Below are 24,935 nucleotides of genomic sequence, written 5' to 3' on the forward strand. Positions count from 1 at the left end.
TCGGCCGGCACCGGCGAACCCGCGCCGGTCCTGTCGCAGAGAAGTCCTGTCACAGAGAAAGAGGAAGAGGAACCTGTTATGTCGTATCTGTATCCGGAACAGAAGTACTGGGGCGAGGACGGGGAGGTCAGCGCCGTCTTCCGGCCTGCCACCACACCGCCGAACCTCGGCGAGAGCGGTCCGGGCAAGGACGCCACCCACTACCTGGCGACGACCGCCACCACCCGGGGCGAGTTCGGGCTGTACCGGGTGGAGATGCGGCCCCGGGCGGGCGGCCCCAAGACGCACTTCCACAAGCGGATCTCCGAATCGTTCTACATCCTGGACGGCACCGTGCGCGTCTTCGACGGTGTGCAGTGGGTCGACGCCCGCAAGGGGGACTTCCTGCACGTGCCGCAGGGCGGGCTGCACGCCTTCCGGAACGACTCCGACGCCCCGGCCGACATGCTGCTGCTGTTCACGCCGGGCGCTCCGCGCGAGGAGTACTTCGAGCAGGTGTCGCAGCTGGCGCACGCTTCGGAGGAGGAGCGGGCCGCGTTCTTCGACCGGCACGACTCGTACTTCGTGGAGTAGCAGCAAGGACCGGGAAAATGGCCAAGTACAAAAAGCGGGGCCCTGCGTCCGTGACACCGGTACTCGCCGGGGTGTCACGGACGCAGGGCCCCGCGCAGCTGTCAGGCGGTCGGCCGCTGTGCGCGCAGGTGGACGCGCTCCTTCAGTTCCGCCTCGTCGACCAACTCCAGCATGGGCTTGCCGGGCGCGCACATCATCGTGACGACGAACTCGGTCCGCTCGTCGTCCAGAGCGTTGCCGTCCTGGTAATGGATGGCGTCGCCGCCGGGCTCCCAGAAGGTGCCGCCGGCCTCGATGACACGCTCCGGCTCCCCTTCCAGTTCGAAGCGGACGGCACCCTTGATGACGTAGCCGAACGCCGGGCCGGAGTGGCGGTGCGGCGGGGTACCGGGGTCGCCGGGCTCCCACTCGACGTGGATAGTCATGGCCGAGGCGCCCTCGGGAACGGTCACCGGTGAGGCGTCCTGGAGCATCTTCGCCGCCCGGGTCCAGCTGGGGCCGTCCTCGCCGCCCGTGCCGTGCCCGTGTCCGTGGTGGCCGTGCTGGGTGTGCTGTGAGTTCTCCGACACTGGGTCGCACCTTCCGTGGTTGCACCGTGTCCGCGCGACACATCGTCCGCGCCTTCACGTGATCGTCGCGGTCGTGGCGACCGCTCGATGCTCCTGACCGGATCCCCCGGGAATCTGTGACACGTGGAGACGGTCGGCCGCACCGACACGGTGTCACAAGAACCGGCTCCGACCTGTCTAGGTGTGGTGAGCACGGTGGCACGCGGACGCCCGCCGCCGCCGTCGCCGCCCATCGGACACCCGCCAGGGTCATCGGCCCCCGACGAAAGAGATCCAGATGAGAGTCGCCGTTGTAGGTGCCACCGGTCTGATCGGTTCCCGGACGGTCGCCAGGCTCCGCGACCACGGCGTGGAGGTCGTGCCGGTCTCGCGCGCGGACGCGGTCGACGTGAGCACCGGGCAGGGCCTGGAGCAGGCCCTGCGCGGCGCCGAGGTGGTCGTGGACGTCACCGACGCCCCCTCACGGGAACAGACGGTCAGTACGCGGTTCTTCACCGCCTCGACGGGCCATCTCCTCAAGGCCACTGCCGCGGCGGGCGCCGAGCACTATGTGGCGCTGTCGGTGGTGGGCGCCGACCGCGTCGGCTCCGGCTACTTCCGCGCCAAGGCGGCGCAGGAGGACCTGGCGCGGCACGCCACCGTGCCCTGCACCCTGGTGCGCGCCACTGCGTTCCACGAGTCCGTCGAGGCGATCGCGACGGACGGCATCCGGCCCGACGGTGTGCACGTGCCGCCTCTGCTGGTGCGCCCGGTCTCGACGGACGACGTCGCCGTGGCGGTCGCCCATGCCGCTGTGGGACTGCCCCGCTTCGGGGTGCTCGAGGTCGCGGGACCGCAGGAGCTCCGGCTCGAGGAGGCCACCGGCGAGCTGCTGGCCGTCCTGGGCCGGACCGGGCCGGTGGTCGCCGACGCGCGGGCGCCCTTCTTCGGCGCGGTGGTCGGGGAGCGGACCCTGCTGCCTGGACCGGACGCCCATCTGGGCCACCACACCTTCACCGAGTGGCTCAAGAGCCGCTGACCCCGGTAGGCGACGCCGCGCCGTCGCCCGCGCTTCCCGTCGGCCGCCGACCCCTGTGTCCGCGGTCGGCCCCACCCGTCCCAACGCCGTGCCAGGAAGGCTGCGCCATGAACGATCCGTCCCGGCCCACTGAGACGCCCGCGATCAGTGAGCTCGACCAGCTACCCGACCGTGACCGGGAGGAGACCGCCGAGTGGCGGGCCTCTCTCGACGCCGTCGTGCGCAACGCCGGGCCGGAACGGGCGGCGTACCTGATGCGGCGCGTGCACGAATTCGCCGAGGCGTCCGGGACCCGGCTGCCCCCGCTGCTGTCCTCGGACTACATCAACACCGTCCCGGCCGCCGCGCAGCCCGAGTTCGGCGGTGACCTGGAGATGGAGTCCAGGATCACCGCGCTCAACCGGTGGAACGCCGCCGCGATGGTCACCCGAGGTTCACGCCTGGGGCTCGGCGGCCACATCTCCACCTACGCGTCGGCGGCCTGGCTCTACGAGATCGGGTTCAACCACTTCTTCCGGGGCAAGGACGGCGACGGATCCGGCGACCAGCTCTTCCTGCAGGGGCACGCCTCCCCCGGCATCTACGCACGGGTGTTCCTCGAAGGGCGCCTGAGCGCCGAGCAGTTGGACGGCTTCCGGCGGGAGGCGAGCGGTCACGGCCTGCCGTCCTACCCGCACCCCCGGCGGCTGCCGTGGCTGTGGGAGTTCCCGACGGTCTCCATGGGCCTCGGCCCGCTCGGCGCCGTCTACCAGGCCCGCTTCAACCGCTATCTGCACGCGCGCGGCATCAAGGACACTTCCGCCTCACGGGTGTGGGCGTTCCTGGGCGACGGGGAGACGGACGAGCCGGAGTCGATGGCCGCCCTGACGCTCGCCTCCCGTGAGGGCCTGGACAACCTCACGTTCGTCGTCAACTGCAACCTGCAGCGCCTGGACGGGCCGGTCCGCTCCAACTCGAAGATCGTCCAGGAGCTGGAGGCACGGTTCCGGGGCGCGGGCTGGAACGTGGTCAAGACGTTGTGGGGCGAGGCGTGGGACCCGCTGCTGGGGCAGGACACCACGGGTGACCTCGTGCGGCGGCTGGGTGAGGTGCCCGACGCGCAGCTGCAGACGCTGGCCGCGCGGGACGCCGCGTACATACGCAAGAACTTCTTCACCGGGGACGCCCTGTCCGCCCTCTCCGCATCCCTGAGCGACGCGCAGGTGGTGGAATTGTTCGAGAACTCCCGCGGCGGACACGAGCCGTTGAAGGTATACGCCGCCTACCGGGCCGCGGTGGAGCACCGGGGCGCGCCGACCGTGGTTCTCGCCCAGACGGTCAAGGGCCACACGCTGGGCTCGGCGTTCGAGTCGCGCAACGCCAACCACCAGATGAAGAAGCTCACGATGGCGCAGTTCCGTGAGCTGCGCGACGTACTGGAGCTGCCCATCCCCGACAGCGCGCTCGCCGGGGACCAGGTCCCGTTCTGGCATCCCGGCGAACACTCGCCCGAGGTGCGGTACCTGCGCGAGCGACGGGCCGCGTTGGGCGGCCCCCTCCCGCTGCGCCGGGTGACGGCCGCGCCGCTGCCGGAGCCGCCCGCCAAGCCCTTCGAGGCCCTGGAGAAGGGGTCCGGCCACCAGGAGATCGCCACCACGATGGCACTGGTCCGGCTGGTCAAGGACCTGATGCGGGACGAGCGGAGCGGCGCGCGCTGGGTACCGATCGTTCCCGACGAGGCCCGCACCTTCGGTATGGAGTCGATGTTCCCCACGGCCGGCATCTACTCGCCGCAGGGCCAGAACTACGACCCCGTCGACGCAGGCCAGCTCCTCCACTACAAGGAGAGCACCACCGGGCAGCTCCTCATCGAGGGCATCACCGAGGCCGGTTCCGTGGCCGAGTTCACCGCCGCGGCGACCTCGTACGCCACCCACGGCGAGCCGATGATCCCGTTCTACATCTTCTACGCGATGTTCGGATTCCAGCGCACCGGCGATCAGTTCTGGGCGCTCGGCGACCAGATGGGCCGTGGCTTCGTGGTCGGTGGCACCGCAGGGCGCACGACCATGACCGGCGAGGGTCTGCAGCACGGTGACGGCCATTCGCATCTGCTGGCCGCCACCAACCCGGCGGCGGTCAGTTACGACCCGGCCTTCGCCTACGAGATCGCGGTGATCGTCCGGGACGGCCTGCGCCGGATGTACGGCGAGCGGCCCGAGGACGTCTTCTACTACCTGACCGTGTACAACGAGCCGAAGCATCAGCCGGCCATGCCGGCGGTGCCGGGCATCGAGGAGGGCATCGTGCGGGGCGTCTACCGGTTCCGGCCCGCCGAACCCGGTGCCGCCGGGCCGCGGTTGCAACTGCTGTCCTCCGGTACGGCCGTCCACTGGGTCCTGCGGGCGCAGGAACTCCTCGCCTCCGACTGGGGCGTGCACGCCGACGTGTGGTCGGTGACGTCCTGGACGGAGCTGCGCCGGGACGCGATGCGCGCCGACGACGCCAGGATGCGCGGCGAGGAGCGCACGCCGTTCGTCACCCGGGCGCTCGCGGGCGCGCCCGGTCCTGTACTGGCGGTCAGCGACTGGATGCGGCAGGTACCGGATCAGATCAGCCAGTGGATCGAGCAGGACTACTACTCCCTGGGCACCGACGGCTTCGGTCTGTCCGACACGCGTGAGGACGTCCGCCGGTACTTCCGAGTGGACGCCGAGTCGATCGTCGTGACCGCGCTGGACCGGCTGGCCCGGGCCGGGCAGGTCCCCCCGGCGACCGTCGGACAGGCCCGCGAGCGCTACGGCCTCGACCGCTGAGCGACGCCGGACGCGACCGGCCCCGCACACACACCACGAACGACAGATCCGGCGGGCCGTCGCGTCGCGCCCGCCGATGTTGAGGAGTTGACGACACCATGACGGTTTCCGTGACCCTGCCCGCCCTCGGCGAGTCCGTCACCGAAGGCACCGTGACCCGTTGGCTGAAGCAGGTCGGCGAGCGCGTCGAGGCCGACGAACCCTTGCTGGAGGTCTCCACCGACAAGGTCGACACCGAGATCCCCTCCCCGGCGGGCGGTGTTCTTCTGGAGATCACCGTGGCGGAGGACGAGACCGTCGAGGTCGGCGCCGCCCTCGGCGTCATCGGCACGCCGGTCGAGGCCCCGACTGACCCGGCCCGCACGCCGGTCGCACCGTCGACCCCCCGGGCCGAGCCCGCCTCTGCGACCCCGGTTCCGACTCCGGCCCCGACACCGTCGCCGACTCCTATCCCCTCGCCCGTGCCGGCGGCCGCAGTTCCTGCCGCACCGCCGGTTGTCGCCCCGGCCGCCGGCACCGAAGCCTCCTCACTGCGCGGCCGTACGGTGCCGATGACCCGCATACGCACAGCCATCGGGAACAACCTGAAGAAGGCGCTGCAGGAGCAGGCGCAGCTGACCACCACGGTGGAGGCCGACGTCACGCGGCTCATGCGGCTGCGCGGCCGGGCGAAGGACGGCTTCCTCGCCCGCGAGGGGCTCAAGCTGTCGCCGCTGCCCTTCTTCATCAAGGCCGCCGCCCAGGCGTTGAGGGCGCACCCGGTCGTCAACGCCAGGATCGACGAGGCCGCGGGGACCATCACCTACTTCGACACCGAGAACATCGGCATCGCGGTCGACACGGAGGACGGCCTGATGACCCCGGTCGTCAAGGCGGCCGGGGACCTGACGGTCGCCGGGCTCGCCCGGGCCGTCCACGACCTGGCCGGCCGGGCCCGCGGCGGGCACCTCACTCCCGACGACGTGACGGGAGCGACGTTCACCATCTCCAACACCGGTTCGCGCGGCGCGCTGTTCGACACCGTCATCGTGCCGCCGAAGGAGGCCGCGATCCTGGGCGTGGGCGCGACGGTCAGGCGGCCGGCGGTCGTCCGCGACGGCGACGACGAGGTCATCGGCATCCGGGACTTGGTGCACCTGTCGTTGTCGTACGACCACCGGCTGGTGGACGGGGCGGACGCGGCCCGCTACCTGACCTCGGTCAAGGCGATCCTGGAGGCCGCGGCGTTCGAGGACGACCTGTACGCCGACACCATGGCGTAGGAGAAGGAGCGCCGGTGCGGCCCTCCCGCCGCACCGGCGCAGGCATGTGGTGTCATCCGCCTTTGCCGCCCTGCGGACACCGGCCACAAAACCGTGGCCGGCTCGCGCGCTCCGTGCGGAGGACGGCGAGGTCCCGTGCCCGCACCCAGGCGGTGACGGTGTCGCCTTCCTGCGTGCGGTGCACGGGAACGTCCGCGTGGCGCAGGATGGCATCGATCCGTCCGTCCCCTGCCAGGAAGAGACCGTAGAGGCTCTCCCAGCCGCCGCTGAGCGCGTGCCGCGCCAGACGTCGCAGGAGACGGGTTCCGAGTCCGCGGCCCTGCCAGGAGTCCTCGACCAACAGCGCGGCCTCCACGGCCGAGTGATCCGGCATCAGATGTCCGACGGCGACGAAGCGTCCGGTGACGTCCAGCACGGCCAGGTGGACCGAACCGGGACGGGTCAGCAGAGTGGGCAGGTAGGTGCGGGGGTCGGGCATCGCCCGGTGGTAGCGGCTCCACAGGGTCTGCGGTGAGCAGCGGCGGTGCAGCGCCACGGTTCGGGCAAGGTCGGCGGGGCCTATCGGTGTGATCCGCGGTTCGCGGCGCATGAGCTTGTCCTTGCACATCCGGGGCCGGTGCGGGAGGTGGCCCGCCGCAGCGTCGGCCGGTTGAGCGGGTCGCGGACACCTGACCGGCCGCACCGGCCGGGTGTGACTCGCGACGAGCCGTGCGGACGGGCTCGCGGCAGCGCGCCCGTCCGCACAGGACCCGTCTTGCGGTGTCAGCGCACCGAGTGAGCGGCGTCCTCGATGACCTCGGTGACCTTTCCGGGCTTCGAGACGCTCACCGCGTGGGAGGCCCGTACCTTCGAGGTGTGGGCGTGGGCCCGCTGGGCCATGAACTCCTGGGCTGCGGGCGGGATGTTGAGGTCCTGTGTGGCGACCAGGACCCATGAGGGGATGGTCTTCCAGGCCGGCTCGGCCGCGCTCTCGGCCAGGGCGGCGTCGGTGATCGGCCGCTGCGTGACGGCCATCAGGTCGGTCTTGTCACGAGGCACGTCCGCCGCGAACTGGTGGCGGAACTTGTCGTTGTGGATGTAGAGGTCGTTGGCCTGGGAGCCGTCGGCGTTCGTGGTCGGTACCGGCCGCAGCGCGTCGCCGAGCGTGCTGCCGGGGAACTTCCCCGACAGGTCGGCCGCGCTCTCGCCTTTGTCCGGGAGGAAGGCCGCGAGATAGACCAGCGCCTTGACGTTCTCGTTGCCGGTGGCCGCGTTGCTGATCACCGAGCCACCGTAGGAGTGCCCGGCCAGGACGATGGGCCCGTCGATGCCGGCCAGGACATCCTTGAGGTAGGTGGAATCGCCGCTCAGGGAGCGCAGCGGATTGGCGACGGCGACCACCGGGTACCGGTCGTGCCGCAGCTTGCGGATGACGTCGTTCCAACTCGTGGAGTCGGCGAACGCGCCGTGGACCAGGACGACGGTGGGCTTGGGTGCCTCGGTGGCGGCGCCCTTGTCGGCGGCGGCCGGGCCGGTCGTGGTGACGAGCAGCCCGGCGAAGATGCTCGCGGTGGCGAGGGCTGTGAGAGCGGTGCGGGCCCGGCTGGTGCGGGCGGTTCGGTCCATGTCGATTGCCTTTCGGACGGGATCGGTGATCGGTGCCCGCGTCTCCCGGACGGGAGGCGGGTGTTGGTGCCGACGGCCGGTAAGAGCTGAGTGACCGTCTGCCGGGGTGCTGGGGAGGCCGCTTCGGCCGCGAGGACGGCGCTGGTGCCGCCGCGCGGCTCAGGGCCGATGCCGCCCGGTGAGCTCCTTGTGCTCGGTCGGCGAGGGTTTGGGGATCTGGGCGCCCGGGCCGTAGAAGGCACGGCTGAGCGCGACGCGCAGGCGCCGGGTGCGGGCGGGCGCGGAGCCGTCGGGGTCCCGGTCGGGCCCGCCCTCCAGGGGTCGGTACTGCTCGTGGGCGGTGAGGGTGTGCAACCGCGCCTGGTCGAGGGGCTCGTGGACCTCGACGTACTCGCCGTGCGGCAGTCGTTTGATGACGCCGGTCTCGCGTCCGTGCAGCACTTCGTCGCGGTCGCGGCGCTGCAGGGCCAGGGCGAGGCGCTTGGTGATCACAAAGGCCAGGACCGGGACGACGAACAGGCCGACGCGCACGGTCCACGTCACTGAGTTGACGGAGAGGTGCAGCCTGGTGGCTAGCACGTCGTTGGCGGCGCCGATGAGCGCCACCGCGTAGACGCTGAGCCAGGCCACCCCCAGGGCGGTCCGCACGGGGCGGTTGCGGGGGCGGTCCAGCAGATGGTGGTCACGGTCGTCGTCCGTAACCCAGGCTTCCAGGAAGGGGTAGGCGCCCATCGCCAGGAAGAGCAGCATCCCGCCCAGCAGGGGCAGGAGGTTGTCCAGGGCCAGGGTGTGGCCCCACAGGTCGATCTCCCAGCCGGGCATGACGCGCAGCAGGCCGTCCGCGACGCCCATGTACCAGTCCGGCTGGGATCCGGCGGAGACCTGGTCGGGGCGGAAGGGGCCGTATTCCCACACGGGGTTGATCTGGGCCACGGCGGCCATGAAGAAGATCACGCCGGACACGAAGCAGAAGTAGCCAGCAGACTTGACGGCATGAACCTTGAACGGAAGGCCGCCGACGTTGTTCTCGGTCCGGCCCGGCCCGGCGTACTGCGTGTGCCGGTGGCGTACGGCAAGAGCCGCATGGCCGACCAGCAGGGCGATCATCAGCGCAGGGATGACCAGCGTGTGCAGGGTGTTGAAGCGGGCGATCAGGTCCTCGCCGGGGAACTCGCCGCCGAAGAGGAAGAACGACAGGTAGGTCCCGACGACCGGGATCGACAGCAGAGTGCCGTTGACCACCTGCAGGCCGGTTCCGGACAGCAGGTCGTCGGGCAGGTCATAGCCGGTCAGGCCCGCGAACATGGCCAGGACGAGCAACAAGAACCCCAGCACCCAGTTCAGCTCACGCGGCTTGCGGAACGCGCCGGTGAAGAAGACCCGCAGCAGGTGCACGACCACCGCGGCGACGAAGACCAGTGCCGCCCAGTGGTGAGCCTGGCGGACGAGCAGACCGCCGCGGACGTCGAAGGAGATGTGCAGGGTCGAGTCGAAGGCCTGGGACACCAACTGCCCCCGCAACGGCGCGTACCGGCCGTCGTAGACCGCGAGGTCGGCGGAAGGGTGGAAGTAGAGGCTGAGGTAGACACCCGTGATCAGCAGGATGACGAGACTGTAGAGCGCGATCTCGCCGAGCAGGAACGACCAGTGGTCCGGGAAGACCAGGCGGCGCGCGGAGCGAGTCAGCCCCCGCAGGCCCGTCCGGCTGTCCACCCACGTGGCGAGTCTCTCTCCGCCGCGCCCCCGCTCCGGCTCGGCCAGCCGGCTGTCGTTGCCCATCTCGTCACCATTCGTTTCTGCGTCGCACTCCGGGGCTCGCCGTCTCTGGTCCCGCATCGGGTCAGCGCACAGCGGGCACGACGGAGCCGATTCGTCCAGAACTGCACTGCCTGCACTGACTGCACTGTTCAGGTGCATTCATGAACTGCTGTCCCAGTCACGACCGGCGAGACGGCGAAGGTGTGACACCGTCGCGTGGCCCGACGTCAGCGTGTGACGACGTTCTCCAGCTCCTCACCAGCGGCGAACCGGGCCAGCTGCCGTCGGATGAGCGCCTCGAGACGGGGCCACAGGTCGGGGGTGAAGGCGCCGACGTGCGGGGTGATCAGGACGCCGGGCGCTGTCCAGAGCGGATGCCCCGGCGGGAGCGGCTCGGGGTCGATCACGTCGAGGGCGGCCCGCAGCCGACCACCGTGCACCTCCTTCAGCAGGGCGTCGGTGTCGACGACCGCTCCCCGGGACACATTGACGAGCAGGGCGCCGTCCTTCACACGGGCCAGCAGTCCGGCGTCGAAGAGCTGACGGGTCGCCGCGGTCAGCGGAGTGGACAGCACGATCACGTCCGCGTCCGCGACGAGCCCGGGCAGTCGCGAGACGGAGTGCACCGGCCCCTGACGCGCGTCCCTGTCCTGGCGCCCGACGCGGGTGACGACGCAGCCGAAGGGTGTCAGGAGCTCCTCCAGCGCGGAGCCGACGGCGCCGTGGCCGACGATGAGCACGGACCGCTCGTACAGGGACGAGAAGGTCCGCGGGTTCCAGTCCTCCCGGTTCTGGGCACGGAGCGACTCCGGTATGCCCCGCAGACAGGCGAGGATCAGCGTCAGAGCCAGCTCCGCCGTGCCGGCGGCCGGGACTCCCCGCGCGCTGCACAAGGTCACCTCACGGGGAAGGCGATCGAGTGCCGCCCGCAGTTCGTCGGTACCGGAGCTGAGGGCCTGAACCGCCCGCAGACGTGTCATCCGGGCGAGCGGCCCGGCGATGATGTCGATGTCCTTGGTCAGAGGCGGCACATAGAACTCCACCTCCGCCGGGTCCGTCGGGAAGGCCGAACGGCCGTCCCAGCGGGCGTAGTCGAGCCCCGGGGGCAGATCGGCGAGACGGCCGAACTGTGCGGGCAGCCATACCTGTGGGGAACGCGCGGTCATGACGACGTACTCCGCTCTCACGACGGTTTCGGGGCCGGTGCGCTCGGCCGGCCGGTCGGTGTGCCCTGCCATGGGGCCACTGACCTGGGGCGCGGCGGAGTCGCCGGCGGGAAGGGGCACTGGTCCGGTCGCGAAGGTCGGAGACGGGGCCGAAGAATTGACTGCGCACCGTGTGCATCTGTGACACCGGTACACGGCTGCCGCCCTCGTGTCACACACTCTGTTCATACGTTGTCATGTCGGGCATGCACACTGTCATACCCAGAACGCCGAACAGCCGACGGGAATTCGACTCCTATGCGGTGACCGCTGAGTTCTACGACATCCTGCAGGCCGACGAGGACGAAGCGCGGGTCCGTCGCCTGTACGGCCGTGAGGTCGCCAAGGCCCGCAGCGGCGTGCTGGACATCGGGGCCGGTACCGGGCGGGTGACGATGCTGGCGCTGGCCGACTCCAGGGCAGACGTGCACGCCGTCGAGCCGGCCCGGGCCATGCGCACGTCCCTGCTGACCCGGCTCGCCTCCCTTCCCGCCGAGCAGCGGGACCGGGTGACCGTGCACCCGCACCCCCTGGACGAGGCGGCGCTGCACGCGGTCGCGGACGTGGCCGTCTGTCACAACATGGTGGGCTGCCTCCCACCTGCTCTACGCGAGAGGTTGTGGTCCGCGATCGGCGGGGCTCTCACCCCTGACGGTTCGCTGTTCCTGCAGCTGCCGCCGGCCCGCCTTCCGGTCCGCACCGTCGTGCGCGTGCTGGCGGACAAGCGAGTCGGCGAGCACATCTACGGCGGGCGGATGACGATGTCGGCCGCCGGCTACCGCATTCGCACCCGCGTCGACTACTGGGTCAGAAATGCCAAGGACGTGCTGCGGGAACACTCCGAGACGTTCTGGATGTGGCCCGCGACGCGCGCTCGGCTCGTCGACGAGCTGGCACAGCACGGATTCGTCCCGCTCCCGGGACACAACGACTCGGAGCTGCTGGCCGTGACTCTTCGGAGCGGTCGGTGAGACGCCGTACGGAGTGTGTCTCCTTCAGGCGGCGCTGTCACAACTGGGCCTGCCGCCCGGTCTTCTGGACGGTCCCACCACACGGCTCGCTGTGCGCGCCACACCATCTGGGACGGGATTCATCATGTCGCGTGTGAAAACTTTCGTGATCGTCGGGGGCGACCTGGCCGCCGGAAAGGCCGCGGAGGAACTGCGCGCGCACGGTCACGACGGGCCTCTCGTCGTCATCGGCGACGAGCAGGAACGGCCCTACATCCGGCCGCCGCTGTCCATGGGCTATCTGCTGGGCAAGGAGGATCGCGAGTCGGTCCACGTGCACCCCGAGGACTGGTACCGGGCGAACGACGTCGACCTGCTTCTCGGTCGGAACGTGACGTCCATCGACCGGCGGGGCAGCGCGGTGACGCTGGACGGCGGCAGTCGTGTGCCCTACGACCAGCTGCTCCTGGCGACCGGTTCCGCGCCACGCCGCCTGGCCGTCCCCGGGGCGGACCTGGACAACGTGCTGTACCTGCGGCGTCTGGGCGACAGCGACCGTCTCAGGGCCGCCTTCAGCAAGGGCGCGCGGATCGTGGTGATCGGCGGCGGATGGATCGGCCTGGAGACGGCGGCGGCCGCCCGGATGGCCGGGGCGGACGTGACCGTGCTCGAGCACGTGGAACTGCCTCTGCTGAAGGTCCTGGGACGCGAGGCGGCCGAGGTCTTCGCCGGCCTGCACCGGGAACACGGTGTCGACCTGCGAGCCCGCGCGGAGATCGAGCGCATCACCAAAACCGGCGGACGCGCGGACGGCGTCCTGCTCGCCGACGGCACCCACCTGCCCGCGGACGCCGTGGTGGTCGGTGTGGGAATCACGCCCAATGTCCGTCTGGCCGAGGATGCGGGCCTGGACGTGCGCAACGGCATCGTCACGGACGCGCACCTGAGGACCTCCGCCGAGAACATCCATGCCGCCGGTGACGTCGCCAACGCCTACCACCCGCGGCTCGGCCGCCATCTCCGGGTGGAGCACTGGGCCAACGCGCTGCACCAGCCGCGCACGGCCGCGCTGAGCATGCTGGGCAAGGAAGCGGTCTACGACCGGCTGCCGTACTTCTACACCGATCAGTACGACCTCGCAATGGAGTGCACCGGATACGCGGAGCCGGACGGCTACGACCGCGTCGTCTTCCGCGGAGCGCGGGACGAACGGCGCTTCATCGCCTTCTGGATGTCCGGCAAGCGCGTCCTGGCCGGCATGAGCGTCAACGTGTGGGACGTCGTCGACTCGATCCGGTCCCTCGTCGAGTCCGGCGTGGAGACCGACGACGCCGTCCTCCCCGATCCCGCAGTCCCCCTGGAGAGTCTGCTGCCGTGAGGCACCGCCGGACCCCGCCATCCCGTTCATCTGCCAAGAAAGGACCAGCCATGACCCCCGAGCCCCCTGCCATCCTTAACGCCGGCCCGTTCGACGGCGTCGACCCGGACGAGTTCGTACGAGCGGCCATGCGCTGGCACTTCGACCCGGCGACCGGTTCGCGCTACTGGCTGGACCGGGCCGACCGACTCGGTTTCGATCCCCGGCACGACGTCAAGGGAGTGGCCAATCTGGCCCTCTTCCCCGATCTGACCGACGAACTGCGGGAGGTCCCGGTGACGGACCTGGTCCCCCGCGGTTACGGGAGCGACGTCCGGCTGGTCAACGTCTTCGACAGCGGCGGGACGACCGGGGCACCGAAGCGGGTCGTCCAGTTCGACGACTGGGTGTCGCACAGCACGGAGCAGGTCGACCGGCGGCTGCGCGCCCACGGCCTGCCCACCGGTACCCAGTGGTTGACCGTGGCGCCGACCGGCCCGCACCTGGTGGGGGACGTCCTGCAGCGGGCGGCACGGTCCCTGGGCGGTCCGGGGCTGAGCGTCGACATGGACCCGCGGTGGGTGAGGAAACTGGTCGCCGCGGGCCGCAGCGACGAGGTCGAGTCCTACACCGACCACCTCGTCGACCAGTGCCGGCGGATTCTGTCGACCCAGGACATCGGCGTGCTCGCCGCCACCACCCCGCTGTTGGAGCGCTTCGCCCGGGAGGACGACCTTCTGGAGCGGATCAACGGCTCGGTGAGGGCCATCGTCTGGGGCGGCACGCACATGGACCCCGACACCCGCCACCTGCTGGCCACGGACGTCTTCCCCGACACCCCTCTTGTCGGCATGTACGGCAACACCATGATGCTCACCGCGCTCCTCGAGCGAGTCGGTCTCAGCGCCGCCCAGCCTTGCGTGTTCGATCCGGTGTCGCCGTACGTGTTCCTGTCGGTCGTGACCCCCGGCACCCGGGAACCGGTCGGGTTCGGTGAACGCGGCCAGGTGATCGTCAGCCACGTCAGCAAGTCCATGCTCATTCCCAACAACGCGGAACGCGACACGGCCCTGCGCGTGCGCCCGGTCGACGGCCAGGCGGGGGACGCCGTGGCCGACGTGGCACCGGTCCCCACGGTCGAGGGCGACCGGGTGATCGAGGGCGTGTACTGATGACGGCCACCGGAGCTTTCCCGCCGGTCCATCTGGACGCGCTGGGCCCCCGCGGTCCCTACCGGACGCGGGTACCGAGCGCGGTGCAGGACGTGACCGGCGCCGAGGTGGCGCGGCTGAGCCTGGTGCCGCCGGTGTACGTGACCCGGACGCTGTCCGCGCTGCGCAAGGCCGAGCCCGTACCGGCGGCCCGTGTCGACGCACTCCTTGAGGCGGCCGCCGAGGAGTTCGCCACCGCCACCGTCGGCGGCCTGGACGTAGGCGAGTACGAGCACCTCGTCAGCCGCACCTGCGGAACTCCGCTCCCGGTGGTGCGCGCCGCGACCCGGGGCACGGCGCGCTTCGTCGCTCTGGCGCGCTCGTCCGCGGAGCAGGGCAGGCCGCGCGGGACGCTCGCCGGCCGCGAGCGCGCGGGTGCCGGGCACGCCGTTTGGGCACGACGGGGTGACGTGTTCGCGGTCAACGCCTCCGGCAACCACCCCGGTGTCCACCGGCTGTGGCTGGAGGCCCTGACCCTGGGCTACCGCGTCGCCGTACGCCCGTCGCGGCGCGAGCCGTTCACCCCGCACCGGCTGGTCGCCGCGCTGCACCGCGCGGGTGTCCGACAGGACCAACTGGTGCTGCTTCCTACGGACCATCGAGCCGCCGACGCGCTGATCCGCGGCGCCGACCGCGCGGTGGTGTACGGCGGCGACGACGTGGTCGCCCGGTACGCCGGCGATCCCCGCGTACTGCCCCAGGGGCCCGGCCGGAGCAAGATCCTCGTCACCGCGGACACCGACTGGCGCCGGCACCTCGACACGATCGTCGCGTCGGTCGCCGACGAGGGCGGCACCGCGTGCGTCAACGCCACCGCCGTGCTCGTCGAGGGCGATCCGGCACCGCTCGCCCAGGCCCTCGCGGCCCGCCTGTCCCGGCTGCCCGGTCTGCCGCCCCAGGACGAGCGGGCGGTGCTTCCGGTGTGCGGCCTGGACCGGGCCCGGGCTCTCGACTCCCACCTGCGGTTCGTGGCGGCCGGGACCCGGCCCTGGCTCGGCGGCGACGGCATCGTGGAGGATCTCGGCGACGGAAGTGCCGCGCTGCGCCCCGCGGTCCACCAGGTCGACCGAGCCGACGCCGAGCAACTACGGACCGAACTGCCCTTCCCCTGCGTGTGGGTGGCGCCCTGGAACCGTACGGACGGCATCGCTCCGCTGCGGGACACGCTCGTCCTCTCGGCCCATACCCGCGACCGGGCCCTACTCGACGCGCTGCTGGCGGAACCCACCATCGCCAATGTGTACGTCGGCGACCACCCGACCTACTGGATGGCTCCCGGCGTGCCCCACGACAGCTATCTGTCGGATTTCCTGATGCGCAGCAAGGCGGTCGTCGGCACGCTGTGAACCGGAGCTCAGTGGTGCATGACCAGCATCAACGCAGTCCCCAACGCCATGGCTCCGTGGCGCGTTTGTCCGTACGGATCCGTCGGTGCGGCGCCGTGCGCGCGGTCGGTGTCGGACCGGAGCGATGGCATGGGGCGAGTCAACAACCGGATGGCGCATGCCAGGAGATACGACGTCAGCACGGCGGTGACCACCGTGGCCGCTCCTGCGGCGTCGCCGAGAGATCCGGCCGAGACGTGCTCCCGGCCGTGGGACGGGCGCAGCATCCAGGCCATCGCCGCCATGCCCACGGCGGACGGCAGTTGTGCGGTGATCGCCGCAACGGCGTGCGCCGGGCGGCGGTCGAAGGCCGTCAGGGGGAACCACACAGCGGCGGCCGTGAAGAGGAGCGTCGCTGTCCAACCGGGCAGCGAGCGGCCGAGGCTCCAGGGCATCGCCGCCATGGCCGCGGCCATGGCGGCGTGCAGGAGGTGGTCCACCCTGTCACGGCCTCCGGTGCCCCGGGGCCGCAGGCCCTGCCACAGCGCGTGCACCGCGACAACGGAGAAGAGCACCGTGAGCAGGCCCTGTTCGACGTCGACGGGTGTACGCATGGACGTCATTTCCCACACTGTGTGTGCCTTCCTGGTCCCTTGTCGTACGCAGTCATGACCGGGTGCGCGATCCATCCGTGACACGGAGGGAACGTGACGTGATCAGGGCCGAGGAGAAGGAACGAGTACCACGGTGTGACGCAGGAGACATGTCGGGCGCGGGCATGCGGTCGGCCAGGAAATCGACCGGCAGCGCCGCTTGTAACATGGTGCGCACAAGCCAGAAGGGACTCTTCATGCACGCTGGCAGCCACCCCGACGCCCTTGATCAAGCGATGGAGGACTTCCTCGCGGTACGCCCCCAGCTCTTCGGCATCGCGTACCGCGTACTGGGCAGCATGGTGGAGGCCGAGGACGTCGTGCAGGACACATGGGTGCGGTGGCAGAACACGGACCGCACGAAGGTGAAGGAACCGGCGGCCTTCCTGACCACGGTCGTCACACGGTTGGCGATCAACTTGGCTCAGTCCGCGCGGGTGCGCCGGGAATCCTATGTCGGGCCGTGGCTTCCCGATCCCGTCGACACCACGGAGGACCCGCAACTGGGTGCGGAGCGTGCCGAGGCTCTGGAGCTGGCGGTTCTGATGCTTCTGGAGAAGCTGAACCCCGTGGAACGCACCGCCTATGTGCTGAGGGAGGCGTTCGACTACCCCTACGGCCGGATCGCCGAGATCCTGGAGACGACCGAGGCCAACGCACGCCAGCTGGTGAGCCGGGGGCGCAAGCACCTGGCCGCCGAGCGCACGGCGCGCGTCACGCGGACCGCCCACCGGCGCCTGCTGGAGGTGTTCCTCTCCGCGGCGCGGACGGGCGAGCTGTCGGTCCTGGAGGACATTCTGACCGCCGATGTCGTCAGCTACTCGGACGGCGGCGGGATCCGCGGCGCATCCAGGATCCCGGTGGTCGGACGGACCCACGTGTCGCGGTACCTCGTGGCCTTCGCCCCGCGCTTCTGGCCGCAGACGGACATCCGGTGGGTCGAGGCGAACGGTCTGCCGGCGGTGCTGATCTCCTCCGGCGGGGAACCCGTCAGTCTGCTGTCCCTCGACGTCTCGGAGGAGGGTATCGACCGGGTCATGTGGGTGATGAACCCGGCCAAACTGGCGCCCTACGTGGCCTCCCTGCAGGACTGACCAGCCCTCGGCGTCTCCGTCGCTCACGGCCGGCGTCACAGGAGCGGTCGTTCCTCGGTCATGCAGTAGTCCGGCCCGAACTGCACGACGGACGCCTCACCACGACGACTCGGAGTCATGCCGTGACCGATCCGATCCAGCTGCCCGCCCTGTCCACCGAGAAGGACTTCACCGGGGACGAGTTCTCGCCCATCTACACGACGACGGTGACCGTCGACGGTGGTGCGGCCTCGCACGGGCGGGCCTCCGGCCGGGCACGTTCGTCCGACGGCGCCCTGGACCTGGGTCTGCGGATGCCCGCCGAGCTGGGCGGCAGCGGCCAGGGGACCAACCCCGAGCAGCTGTTCGCGGCCGGCTTCGCGGCCTGCTTCCACGGCGCGCTGAGCCTCCTGGCGCGGCAGGAGGCACTCGACCCCGCGGCTATCTCAGTCCTGGCGACCGTCGCGTTCGGACGTGATCCCGAGGACGGCGGCTATCTGCTCCACGTCGACCTGGTGGTGCGGTGGCCCGGCGTCCCGCGCGAGACGGCCACGAGCCTGATGGAGCGGGCCGACGGGTTGTGTCCGTACGCACGCATGGCCTGGAGGGGCACCCCCACCACCATCACACTCGCTCCCTGACCGGTCAGAGCGGAAACCACGGATCCACGTCGGCGGCTTCCTCCTTGCGGACGGTGAACCCGGAGATCTCCTTCTTGCGCACGTGCTGCGGCGGCAGGGCCGCGACCAGGGGATGGTCACCGGGCGCCCGACGAGGTCCACGCCGCTGCGGCGAACCGCCGTCGAAGAACTCCTCGTTGACGGACCGGTAGTGCGCCCAGTGCTGCGGCAGGTCGTCCTCCTGGAAGATCGCCTCCACCGGGCACACGGGCTCGCAGGCGTGGCAGTCGACGCACTCGTCGGGGTTGATGTACAGCGTGCGTACGCCCTCGTAGATGCAGTCCACCGGGCATTCGGTCAGGCACGCCCGGTCCTTGATGTCGACACAGGGCTGCGCGATGACATACGTCATCCCCTTGCTCCTCTCCGGGCTTCAGGCTTACCCAGGTGACCGACGACGCCGCAAAGTTGTGACACCTGCACACGCACGGTGCTCACTACATCGGCACCCATGTCACAAACCGTCGCCCGGACTTGTCACTTGTCCGTGACCCACCCAGAGCGACGGGAGTGATCGTGGCCATTACCGAACAACGTCTTGCCACCACGGTGCTGGTGATCGGCACCGGCGGAGCCGGCCTGCGGGCGTCGATCGAGCTGGCTGAGGCCGGCGTCGACGTTGTCGCCGTCGGCAAACGTGCCAAGGAGGACACCCACACCTCACTGGCCGCCGGTGGGATCAACGCGGCCCTGGCCACGATGGATCCCGAGGACAGCTGGCAGCAGCATGCCGCCGACACGCTCAAGGAGAGCTACCTGCTCGGTGACCCCCGTACGGCCGAGATCGTCACCCAGGGCGCCGCCCTGGGCATCGACGACCTGGAGCGATACGGCATGGCCTTCGCCCGTGAGGAGGACGGCCGCATCTCACAGCGTTTCTTCGGCGCGCACAAGTTCCGGCGCACCGCCTTCACCGGCGACTACACGGGCCTGGAGATCCAGCGCACGCTCGTCCGGCGGGCGAGCCAGCTGGACATCCCCCTGCTCGACAGCGTCTACATCACCCGCCTCCTGGTGCACGACGGCGCGGTGTTCGGCGCCTACGGCTTCGACCTCAGCAACGGCACCCGCTACCTCATCCACGCGGACGCCGTCATCCTCGCGGCCGGCGGTCACACGCGCATCTGGCGCCGCACGTCCTCGCGGCGCGACGAGAACACCGGCGACTCCTTCCGGCTGGCGGTCGAGGCCGGGGCCAGGCTGCGCGATCCCGAACTGGTGCAGTTCCACCCCTCCGGCATCATCGAGCCGGAGAACGCCGCCGGCACGCTGGTCAGCGAAGCGGCCCGCGGCGAGGGCGGCGTCCTGCGCAACGCCCTGGGCGAGCGGTACATGAGCCGTTACGACCCCGAGCGCATGGAGCTGTCCACGCGCGACCGCGTGGCGCTGGCCTCCTACACCGAGATCAAGGAGGGGCGCGGCACGCCCAACGGCGGCGTCTGGCTCGACGTCTCGCACCTTCCCCGCCAGACGATCATGGCGCGGCTCCCGCGGGTCTATCAGACGCTCCTTGAACTGCAGATGCTCGACATCACGCGTGATCCCATCGAGGTAGCCCCCACGGCCCACTACTCGATGGGCGGTGTCTGGGTCCGCCCCGAGGACCACAGCACCGACGTCCGCGGCCTGTACGCCATCGGCGAGGCCGCCAGCGGACTGCACGGCGCCAACCGCCTGGGCGGCAACAGCCTCATCGAGCTTTTGGTCTACGGCCGCATCACCGGTCAGGCCGCCGCCGCCTACTCGGAATCACTCACCGCACAGCCCCGCAGCGCCTCCGCCATGGCCGGGGCCCGCGCCGAGGTCGACGAGCTGCTCGCCGCCGACGGACCCGAGAACGTCCGCGCCCTGCAGCGCGCCATCCGCAACACCATGACCGAGCACGCGGGCGTCGTCCGGGACGAGCAAGGTCTGCGCGCCGGTCTGGCGGAGCTGGACCTCATCGAGAAGCGCATGGAGAACGTCGGAGTCCACCCCGACATCGCCGGCTTCCAGGACCTCGCCCACGCCTTCGACCTGAAGTCGGCCGCCCTGGCCGCGCGCGCCACTCTCGAGGCGGCACTGGAGCGCCGGGAGACCCGCGGCTGCCACAACCGCAGCGACTTCCCCGAGACGGACCCCGCGTTCCGCGTCAACCTCGTCTGGTCCCCGAAGACCGGTGTCGCCCACGAGAGCATTCCTCCCGTTCCGGAGGAGATCGCCTCGCTCATGGCGGAGGTCTCCACCGAGGGAAAGCTCGTCGAATAGCCGGAAACCGGCCGGACGTATGGCGACCTTGTCACACAAAACATGTGAACCCGGTCTTTCCTTACAAACCCTGTCCTCGCGACAATCACGCACTCCGAAAGGATTCCCTCATGAAGGTCGTCGTCATCGGCGGTACCGGACTGATCGGCTCGAAGCTGGTCGCCAAGCTCAAGGAGCACGGCCATGAGGCCGTACCGGCCGCTCCCAACACCGGTGTCAACACCCTCACGGGCGAGGGTCTCGCCGAGGTCCTGACGGGCGCCTCGGTCGTGGTCGACGTCTCCAACTCGCCTTCCTTCGCGGACGACGCCGTCATGGAGTTCTTCCGCACTTCGACCACCAACCTTCTCAAGGCGGAGGCGGACGCCGGTGTCACCCACCACGTGGCCCTGTCCGTCGTCGGTACGGAGCGGCTCCAGGAGAGCGGCTACTTCCGTGCCAAGCAGGCGCAGGAGGAGCTGATCAAGGACTCGGGCATCCCGTACTCCATCGTGCACGCCACGCAGTTCTTCGAGTTCATGAAGGGCATCGCCGAATCCGCGACCGACGGTGACACCGTCCGTCTGGCCCCGGTCAAGATCCGGCCCGTCTACTCCGACGACGTGGCCGCGACCGTGGGCCGCACCGCCGTCGGCACCCCCGTCAACGGGGTGGTGGAGGTCGCCGGTCCCGACGTGTTCCAGCTGGACGAGCTGATCGGCAAGGGCCTGGCCGCCAAGAACGACCCGCGCAAGGTCGTGTCCGACGTGCACGCGCCGTACTTCGGTGCGGAACTGCAGGAGACCACGCTGCTCCCCCGCCCGGACGCGCACATCGCGGAGACCCGTTTCGCCGACTGGCTCGCGCAGCAGCAGGGCTGAGTCGTCACCGGGCAGCCAGCACTGGGGAGCCTGCCCCAGGCCGGGGCCTGCCGTGCGCACCGCGTCACGGCGGGTCCCTTCCCTTCACCACAGACTTCAGGGTGGTCCCGTTCCCGGGACCACCCTGACATCGTTCGCACCGCGCTCACGCAGCCGCTTCCGTCACCGTCACCGTCGCCGTAGGCCGACGCATCGTCCGCAGTCGCATGGCGCGGCGCTCTCCTTCCGTCGTACCGCCCCAGATGCCCTCGACCGGGCCCACGTCGACGGCCCACGACAAGCACTGCTCCGCCACCGGGCACCGGCGGCACACCGCCTTCGCCTCGTCGATCTGAAGGGCTGTCTGGCCACTCCTGATGTTGCCTATCGGGAAGAAGAGATCCGGGTCTTCTCGTAGGCACAGGCTCCCGTCGCGCCAATCCATGGAACACCTCCTGAGTGTGGAACGAACACTGTTCGGGGGGTGGCTCGTCACGTGGGGGGAGGCGTGGGCAAAGCGGCCGGCAGCGCGCCGCCACCTCACACGCAGGCGGCAGAGCACCACCCTTCACTGGGAAGGACCGATGAATCGGTCCATGTGTGACCTCGGCGCCGGGCCGGCGGCGGGTCGTGAAGTTCCGGCACAAAGTGCGTCGCGCACCTGTAACGAAGCGTCCGCCTGCTCGGTCTCTTAGAGCGGAGGCGCCCCGAGTGAACGCACCGGCGCCCGGGTGGTCCCGGCGTCCTCACCGCCTCCGTCAAGAACGGGCAACAGGAACGGAGACCGAAGGACATGCATCCAGAGGCGATCCCCGTAGAAGGCGACCTGCATGAGGCCGTGTCCGTCTTCGTGAAGCTCCGACCGCGCCTCTTCGGCATCGCCTATCGCGTGCTGGGCAGTGCTGTGGAGGCCGAGGACGTCGTCCAGGAGGTGTGGCTGCGGTGGCAGCACACCGACAGGGCCGTGGTGATCAGCCCCGTGGCCTTCCTGTCGAGCGCCACCACACGACTGGCCATCAACGTGGCCCAATCGGCCCGGGTCCGCCGTGAGACCTACATCGGCCCGTGGCTACCCGAACCCATCGACACCAGCAACGACCCGCAGGCCGGTGCCGAACGGGCGGAAGCGCTGGAACTCGCCCTGCTCCTGGTGCTGGAGAAGCTCCCCCCGACCGAGCGTGCCGCCTACGTCCTGCGGCAGGCCTTCGACTACCCCTACCCCGAGATCGCACAGATTCTGGGACTCAGCCCCGTCAACGTACGCAAGATCGTGAGCCGAGCCCGCAAGCACCTCACCGAGGACCAGCGGGACAGCGTCGACGCCACCGAGCACCGAAGACTGCTCGATGCGTTCGTCACCGCAGCCCGCCACGGGGATGTCGCCTCGTTGGAAGCGCTGCTCACCTCGGACGCGGTCAGCCTGTCCGACGGGAACGGCATGCGCGGGGCGGCCCGCGTCCCGGTCCTCGGCCGAGCCCGCGTGGCGAACCTGTCGACCGCCTATCCGCGGTTCTGGCCGACAGTCGAGGTCGAGACGGTCGAGGCCAACGGTCGCGGCGGAGTCGTCCTGTACCGCGACGGCCGGGCCTGCACCTTCATGACCGTCGCGGCCACGCACCGGGGCATCCATCAGGTGATGTGGGTCTTCAACCCGAGCAAGATCGCCGCTCTCCTCCGCTCCTGCTCGGGCTCGCGCGAGGCGGCCTACAGCTCTCTCTGACGTGCAGTCAAATGCCTTCAGGGGCAGGGCTGTTCCAGGAGCGCAGCTTGTCGGGGTTGAGGACTGCCCAGATCTGGGCGACACGGGAGTGGACCAGGTCGAGGGTGATCACGGCGGCAACCCGCTCGTCGTAGCGGGCGACCAGTCCGGTGCGTCCGTTGACCGGCCAGGTGTCCACGGTGGTCCGCGGCCGGGCGGAGAGCAGTGTGAGCAGGCTCCGGGCGACGTGTTCGTCGCCGGTGACGGGCCTGGTGAGCGCGCGGACCTTGCCGCCGCCGTCGAAGTACGCGGTGACGTCGTCGGTCAGCAGCGCTCGGAGACCGTCGTGGTTCCCGTCGGCGCACGCCTGCCGTACGGCCCGCGCGATCTTCTCCTGTCGACGCGGCGATGCCGGTCGGCCGCTTCGGGCGCGCAGACCCTGCCGGGCCGTGACCGCCGGGTCGGCGCGGACCGGCACCGATCGCACCCCGCCGCCCGGTGCCGTGGACGCGGACGCTCCAAAGACACCGTCGAGCACGAACGCGGCTCTCTGCGCCGGTGACAACGTGTCCGCCGCCCGCAGCAGCACCTCCAGCCCGTCCTCGCACGGTCCCCGGCGGTGCGCGGAACCACACGCGTCACCGTCCGGACCGAGCGGGGCCAATCGTGCCAGCGCGAGGCCGCCCACGACGTGGGTCAGCCAGGTCCGCGGCGTCCGTATGCGCGACCGCTCGCCGTCGGACAGCCCGTACCACTCCCGGTACGCCTCGTCGGTGACGCGCTCGGCCGTGACCCGGCTGCCCAGCATCCAGTGCGCGACCTCCACCAAGTGCCGCCGCTCGTCGAGCAGTTCCGCGAGCGGCATGGCGTCACCGATGTGCTCCATACCGACTCCCCCTTCCGCACGGCCCTGCCACCGCGGCCGCGGCGCACGGAACGTTACCCGCCGGGTCCCGCTCCCCGGTCGGTGAGCCCGCCGCACCGAGAAGTGGGAGAGATGCTGACATCTCTGCAACGAAACACACTGTCACACCGGCCTGCGGTCTTCTGTCTCACTCAGTGGCAATACAGTGTGTCGTGTGTACAGGCTGCCCATGGAGTCTCCTTACCCCGGGCCGCTCCTCACACTCACCTTCCGAAGGGAATCATCATGCGCACTTCAGCACGTGCCGCTGTCGTCGGAGCCTCCCTCATAGGGCTCTCGCTCGTTCCGGGGGCCGCCCAGGCCACCCCCGGCGGCCCCGGCGTCAGCGGCAAGGTCCTGGCCCAGCGGACCGTCGGCGACACGGACTACGTCCTCCGCGAGATCACCATTCCTCCCGGCCAGGCGACCGGGTGGCACTACCACGACGGCACCCTGTACGCCTACGTCAAGCACGGCACACTGAGTCACTTCAACGCCTCCTGCACGTCCGACGGCGTGTACAAGAAGGGCAGTTTCCTGAAGGAGCCGTCGGGCGCGGATCACGTGCACATCGGCGAGAACCGGGGGGCGACGGACGTCGTCCTGGAGGTTCTCTACGTCCTGCCGCACGGCGCCCCCTTCTCCCAGGACGCTCCGTCCCCCGGCTGCGAACTGCCGTAACGCGGCAGCTGTACGACGGCTGTCACAGCTCCCGTCACTACCCGGTCAATGCGGTATCGACGGCTCGCGGCGGTCTCTGCTCCGGGCCCCGCGGCGACGAAGGAGGAGCATGGCAGGGACATACATCAGCCGCGTCCGAGCGACCGCTGGTCCCGAGAAGCCCGTCCACCGGACTTCCGACACAGGTCGAGGAGGGACGCGCGGATGACTCGAAGCGCTGAGCGCCGGACCGATCCCGCCGCCGTCACCGTCTCGCTGGCCGCGGAGGCCGCCGTCCTCGAGGGACGGCTGGGTGTGCTCCGGGAGGCCATCGACGAGGTGGACACCCAGATCCACGCGGTGTCCGAGAAGATCAGACGGCTGGCGCGGTCCGTGGCCGGATCCGGCGACACCGAGGCGCCGGCGGACGAAGGGAGCGACACGGGGCTCGCCCCCGCCCGCACGGGCCGTCCCTGACGGCCCGTGCGGGCGGATCGCGCCGATCAGCCGGGCCGGCACCCCGCCTCCGCGAGAAACAGTGTGTTCTCCGTG

Annotated in this window: 23 protein-coding genes and 1 pseudogene; 15 read left to right on the top strand and 9 right to left on the bottom strand. The window is 70.4% G+C overall.

The annotated features are described in order from the left end of the window. The first annotated feature begins 78 nt into the window (after positions 1-78). On the top strand, positions 79-573 hold the full coding sequence (locus OG718_RS03615; RefSeq protein WP_328843206.1) for a cupin domain-containing protein: 495 nt from the start codon (positions 79-81) through the stop codon (positions 571-573). Between the two features lie 101 nt (positions 574-674). Here the strand turns inward: OG718_RS03615 and OG718_RS03620 are convergent, their stop codons facing one another. Further along, positions 675-1,142, bottom strand: a complete 468-nt coding sequence (locus OG718_RS03620) for a cupin domain-containing protein (RefSeq protein ID WP_328843207.1) — start codon at positions 1,140-1,142, stop codon at positions 675-677. Positions 1,143-1,419: 277 nt separating this feature from the next. Here OG718_RS03620 and OG718_RS03625 point away from each other — a divergent pair, with 277 nt between their 5' ends. From OG718_RS03625 to OG718_RS03635, 3 genes are all read left to right on the top strand, one after another. Further along, positions 1,420-2,160 (top strand): SDR family oxidoreductase, encoded by a 741-nt coding sequence (locus OG718_RS03625; protein ID WP_328843208.1) that lies wholly within the window; start codon positions 1,420-1,422, stop codon positions 2,158-2,160. 107 nt (positions 2,161-2,267) lie between these two features. Beyond that, positions 2,268-4,955, top strand: a complete 2,688-nt coding sequence (gene aceE, locus OG718_RS03630) for a pyruvate dehydrogenase (acetyl-transferring), homodimeric type (RefSeq protein ID WP_328843209.1) — start codon at positions 2,268-2,270, stop codon at positions 4,953-4,955. A gap of 98 nt (positions 4,956-5,053) precedes the next feature. Then, positions 5,054-6,217, top strand: a complete 1,164-nt coding sequence (locus OG718_RS03635; protein ID WP_328843210.1) for a 2-oxo acid dehydrogenase subunit E2 — start codon at positions 5,054-5,056, stop codon at positions 6,215-6,217. 52 nt (positions 6,218-6,269) lie between these two features. Here the strand turns inward: OG718_RS03635 and OG718_RS03640 are convergent, their stop codons facing one another. From OG718_RS03640 to OG718_RS03655, 4 genes are all read right to left on the bottom strand, one after another. After that, a complete protein-coding gene (locus OG718_RS03640; protein WP_328843211.1) occupies positions 6,270-6,806 on the bottom strand; it encodes a GNAT family N-acetyltransferase in 537 nt (178 codons plus the stop codon). A 173-nt stretch (positions 6,807-6,979) separates the two neighbouring features. Then, positions 6,980-7,822, bottom strand: coding sequence for an alpha/beta fold hydrolase (locus tag OG718_RS03645; RefSeq protein WP_328843212.1), 843 nt, complete (start codon positions 7,820-7,822; stop codon positions 6,980-6,982). Positions 7,823-7,981: 159 nt separating this feature from the next. Next, positions 7,982-9,601 carry a cytochrome bc1 complex cytochrome b subunit gene (gene qcrB, locus OG718_RS03650; protein WP_328843213.1) on the bottom strand — a complete coding sequence of 540 codons (1,620 nt, stop codon included), beginning with the start codon at positions 9,599-9,601 and terminating at the stop codon, positions 7,982-7,984. 206 nt (positions 9,602-9,807) lie between these two features. Further along, positions 9,808-10,746 carry a 2-hydroxyacid dehydrogenase gene (locus tag OG718_RS03655; RefSeq protein WP_443055323.1) on the bottom strand — a complete coding sequence of 313 codons (939 nt, stop codon included), beginning with the start codon at positions 10,744-10,746 and terminating at the stop codon, positions 9,808-9,810. Between the two features lie 245 nt (positions 10,747-10,991). Here OG718_RS03655 and OG718_RS03660 point away from each other — a divergent pair, with 245 nt between their 5' ends. From OG718_RS03660 to OG718_RS03675, 4 genes are all read left to right on the top strand, one after another. After that, positions 10,992-11,756 carry a class I SAM-dependent methyltransferase gene (locus OG718_RS03660; RefSeq protein ID WP_328843215.1) on the top strand — a complete coding sequence of 255 codons (765 nt, stop codon included), beginning with the start codon at positions 10,992-10,994 and terminating at the stop codon, positions 11,754-11,756. Positions 11,757-11,880: 124 nt separating this feature from the next. Further along, positions 11,881-13,113 carry an NAD(P)/FAD-dependent oxidoreductase gene (locus OG718_RS03665; RefSeq protein WP_328843216.1) on the top strand — a complete coding sequence of 411 codons (1,233 nt, stop codon included), beginning with the start codon at positions 11,881-11,883 and terminating at the stop codon, positions 13,111-13,113. A gap of 50 nt (positions 13,114-13,163) precedes the next feature. Beyond that, positions 13,164-14,264, top strand: coding sequence for a phenazine antibiotic biosynthesis protein (locus OG718_RS03670; protein ID WP_328843217.1), 1,101 nt, complete (start codon positions 13,164-13,166; stop codon positions 14,262-14,264). After that, on the top strand, positions 14,264-15,649 hold the full coding sequence (locus OG718_RS03675; RefSeq protein WP_328843218.1) for an aldehyde dehydrogenase family protein: 1,386 nt from the start codon (positions 14,264-14,266) through the stop codon (positions 15,647-15,649). The genes OG718_RS03670 and OG718_RS03675 overlap by 1 nt, the downstream gene beginning before the upstream one ends. 8 nt (positions 15,650-15,657) lie before the next feature. Here the strand turns inward: OG718_RS03675 and OG718_RS03680 are convergent, their stop codons facing one another. Next, positions 15,658-16,251, bottom strand: coding sequence for a DUF5134 domain-containing protein (locus OG718_RS03680; RefSeq protein WP_328843219.1), 594 nt, complete (start codon positions 16,249-16,251; stop codon positions 15,658-15,660). 227 nt (positions 16,252-16,478) lie between these two features. Between OG718_RS03680 and OG718_RS03685 the strand changes: the two genes are divergently transcribed. After that, complete coding sequence (locus tag OG718_RS03685; protein WP_328843220.1) at positions 16,479-17,375, top strand: RNA polymerase sigma-70 factor; 897 nt, start codon at positions 16,479-16,481, stop codon at positions 17,373-17,375. Between the two features lie 122 nt (positions 17,376-17,497). Then, positions 17,498-17,995, top strand: coding sequence for an Ohr family peroxiredoxin (locus OG718_RS03690; RefSeq protein WP_328843221.1), 498 nt, complete (start codon positions 17,498-17,500; stop codon positions 17,993-17,995). 85 nt (positions 17,996-18,080) lie between these two features. Here OG718_RS03690 and fdxA read toward each other — a convergent pair. Next, a pseudogene (gene fdxA / locus OG718_RS03695) lies at positions 18,081-18,386 on the bottom strand (ferredoxin); the annotation flags it as partial. Positions 18,387-18,550: 164 nt separating this feature from the next. Here fdxA and OG718_RS03700 point away from each other — a divergent pair. Beyond that, on the top strand, positions 18,551-20,281 hold the full coding sequence (locus OG718_RS03700; protein WP_328843222.1) for an FAD-binding protein: 1,731 nt from the start codon (positions 18,551-18,553) through the stop codon (positions 20,279-20,281). 110 nt (positions 20,282-20,391) lie between these two features. Next, positions 20,392-21,141, top strand: a complete 750-nt coding sequence (locus tag OG718_RS03705) for an SDR family oxidoreductase (protein WP_328843223.1) — start codon at positions 20,392-20,394, stop codon at positions 21,139-21,141. A gap of 145 nt (positions 21,142-21,286) precedes the next feature. Here the strand turns inward: OG718_RS03705 and OG718_RS03710 are convergent, their stop codons facing one another. Further along, a complete protein-coding gene (locus OG718_RS03710) occupies positions 21,287-21,565 on the bottom strand; it encodes a WhiB family transcriptional regulator (RefSeq protein WP_328843224.1) in 279 nt (92 codons plus the stop codon). Between the two features lie 348 nt (positions 21,566-21,913). Between OG718_RS03710 and OG718_RS03715 the strand changes: the two genes are divergently transcribed. Continuing rightward, entirely contained in the window at positions 21,914-22,840 is a 927-nt protein-coding gene (locus OG718_RS03715; RefSeq protein WP_328843225.1) for an RNA polymerase sigma-70 factor, read from the top strand. A 7-nt stretch (positions 22,841-22,847) separates the two neighbouring features. On the opposite strand, the gene OG718_RS03720 is transcribed toward OG718_RS03715, so the two are convergent. After that, positions 22,848-23,705: an RNA polymerase subunit sigma gene (locus tag OG718_RS03720; RefSeq protein WP_328843226.1), complete on the bottom strand. Its 858-nt coding sequence runs from the start codon at positions 23,703-23,705 to the stop codon at positions 22,848-22,850. Positions 23,706-23,969: 264 nt separating this feature from the next. Here OG718_RS03720 and OG718_RS03725 point away from each other — a divergent pair, with 264 nt between their 5' ends. After that, complete coding sequence (locus tag OG718_RS03725) at positions 23,970-24,404, top strand: cupin domain-containing protein (RefSeq protein ID WP_328843227.1); 435 nt, start codon at positions 23,970-23,972, stop codon at positions 24,402-24,404. A gap of 204 nt (positions 24,405-24,608) precedes the next feature. Then, positions 24,609-24,860 carry a hypothetical protein gene (locus OG718_RS03730; protein WP_328843228.1) on the top strand — a complete coding sequence of 84 codons (252 nt, stop codon included), beginning with the start codon at positions 24,609-24,611 and terminating at the stop codon, positions 24,858-24,860. The last annotated feature ends 75 nt before the right edge of the window (positions 24,861-24,935 follow it).

Source organism: Streptomyces sp. NBC_00258, assembly GCF_036182465.1.
Lineage (GTDB): Bacteria > Actinomycetota > Actinomycetes > Streptomycetales > Streptomycetaceae > Streptomyces.

Bases quoted from the DNA above. Each gene is read 5' to 3' on its own strand.
- OG718_RS03635 (WP_328843210.1), top strand. From the start codon at position 5,054: ATGACGGTTTCCGTGACCCTGCCCGCCCTCGGCGAGTCCGTCACCGAA.
- OG718_RS03710 (WP_328843224.1), bottom strand. From the start codon at position 21,565: ATGGATTGGCGCGACGGGAGCCTGTGCCTACGAGAAGACCCGGATCTC.
- qcrB (WP_328843213.1), bottom strand. From the start codon at position 9,601: ATGGGCAACGACAGCCGGCTGGCCGAGCCGGAGCGGGGGCGCGGCGGA.
- OG718_RS03725 (WP_328843227.1), top strand. From the start codon at position 23,970: ATGCGCACTTCAGCACGTGCCGCTGTCGTCGGAGCCTCCCTCATAGGG.
- OG718_RS03660 (WP_328843215.1), top strand. From the start codon at position 10,992: ATGCACACTGTCATACCCAGAACGCCGAACAGCCGACGGGAATTCGAC.
- OG718_RS03720 (WP_328843226.1), bottom strand. From the start codon at position 23,705: ATGGAGCACATCGGTGACGCCATGCCGCTCGCGGAACTGCTCGACGAG.
- OG718_RS03730 (WP_328843228.1), top strand. From the start codon at position 24,609: ATGACTCGAAGCGCTGAGCGCCGGACCGATCCCGCCGCCGTCACCGTC.
- OG718_RS03670 (WP_328843217.1), top strand. From the start codon at position 13,164: ATGACCCCCGAGCCCCCTGCCATCCTTAACGCCGGCCCGTTCGACGGC.
- OG718_RS03705 (WP_328843223.1), top strand. From the start codon at position 20,392: ATGAAGGTCGTCGTCATCGGCGGTACCGGACTGATCGGCTCGAAGCTG.
- OG718_RS03655 (WP_443055323.1), bottom strand. From the start codon at position 10,746: ATGACCGCGCGTTCCCCACAGGTATGGCTGCCCGCACAGTTCGGCCGT.
- OG718_RS03640 (WP_328843211.1), bottom strand. From the start codon at position 6,806: ATGCGCCGCGAACCGCGGATCACACCGATAGGCCCCGCCGACCTTGCC.
- OG718_RS03665 (WP_328843216.1), top strand. From the start codon at position 11,881: ATGTCGCGTGTGAAAACTTTCGTGATCGTCGGGGGCGACCTGGCCGCC.
- OG718_RS03625 (WP_328843208.1), top strand. From the start codon at position 1,420: ATGAGAGTCGCCGTTGTAGGTGCCACCGGTCTGATCGGTTCCCGGACG.
- OG718_RS03715 (WP_328843225.1), top strand. From the start codon at position 21,914: ATGCATCCAGAGGCGATCCCCGTAGAAGGCGACCTGCATGAGGCCGTG.
- OG718_RS03645 (WP_328843212.1), bottom strand. From the start codon at position 7,822: ATGGACCGAACCGCCCGCACCAGCCGGGCCCGCACCGCTCTCACAGCC.
- OG718_RS03680 (WP_328843219.1), bottom strand. From the start codon at position 16,251: ATGACGTCCATGCGTACACCCGTCGACGTCGAACAGGGCCTGCTCACG.
- OG718_RS03615 (WP_328843206.1), top strand. From the start codon at position 79: ATGTCGTATCTGTATCCGGAACAGAAGTACTGGGGCGAGGACGGGGAG.
- OG718_RS03685 (WP_328843220.1), top strand. From the start codon at position 16,479: ATGCACGCTGGCAGCCACCCCGACGCCCTTGATCAAGCGATGGAGGAC.
- OG718_RS03675 (WP_328843218.1), top strand. From the start codon at position 14,264: ATGACGGCCACCGGAGCTTTCCCGCCGGTCCATCTGGACGCGCTGGGC.
- aceE (WP_328843209.1), top strand. From the start codon at position 2,268: ATGAACGATCCGTCCCGGCCCACTGAGACGCCCGCGATCAGTGAGCTC.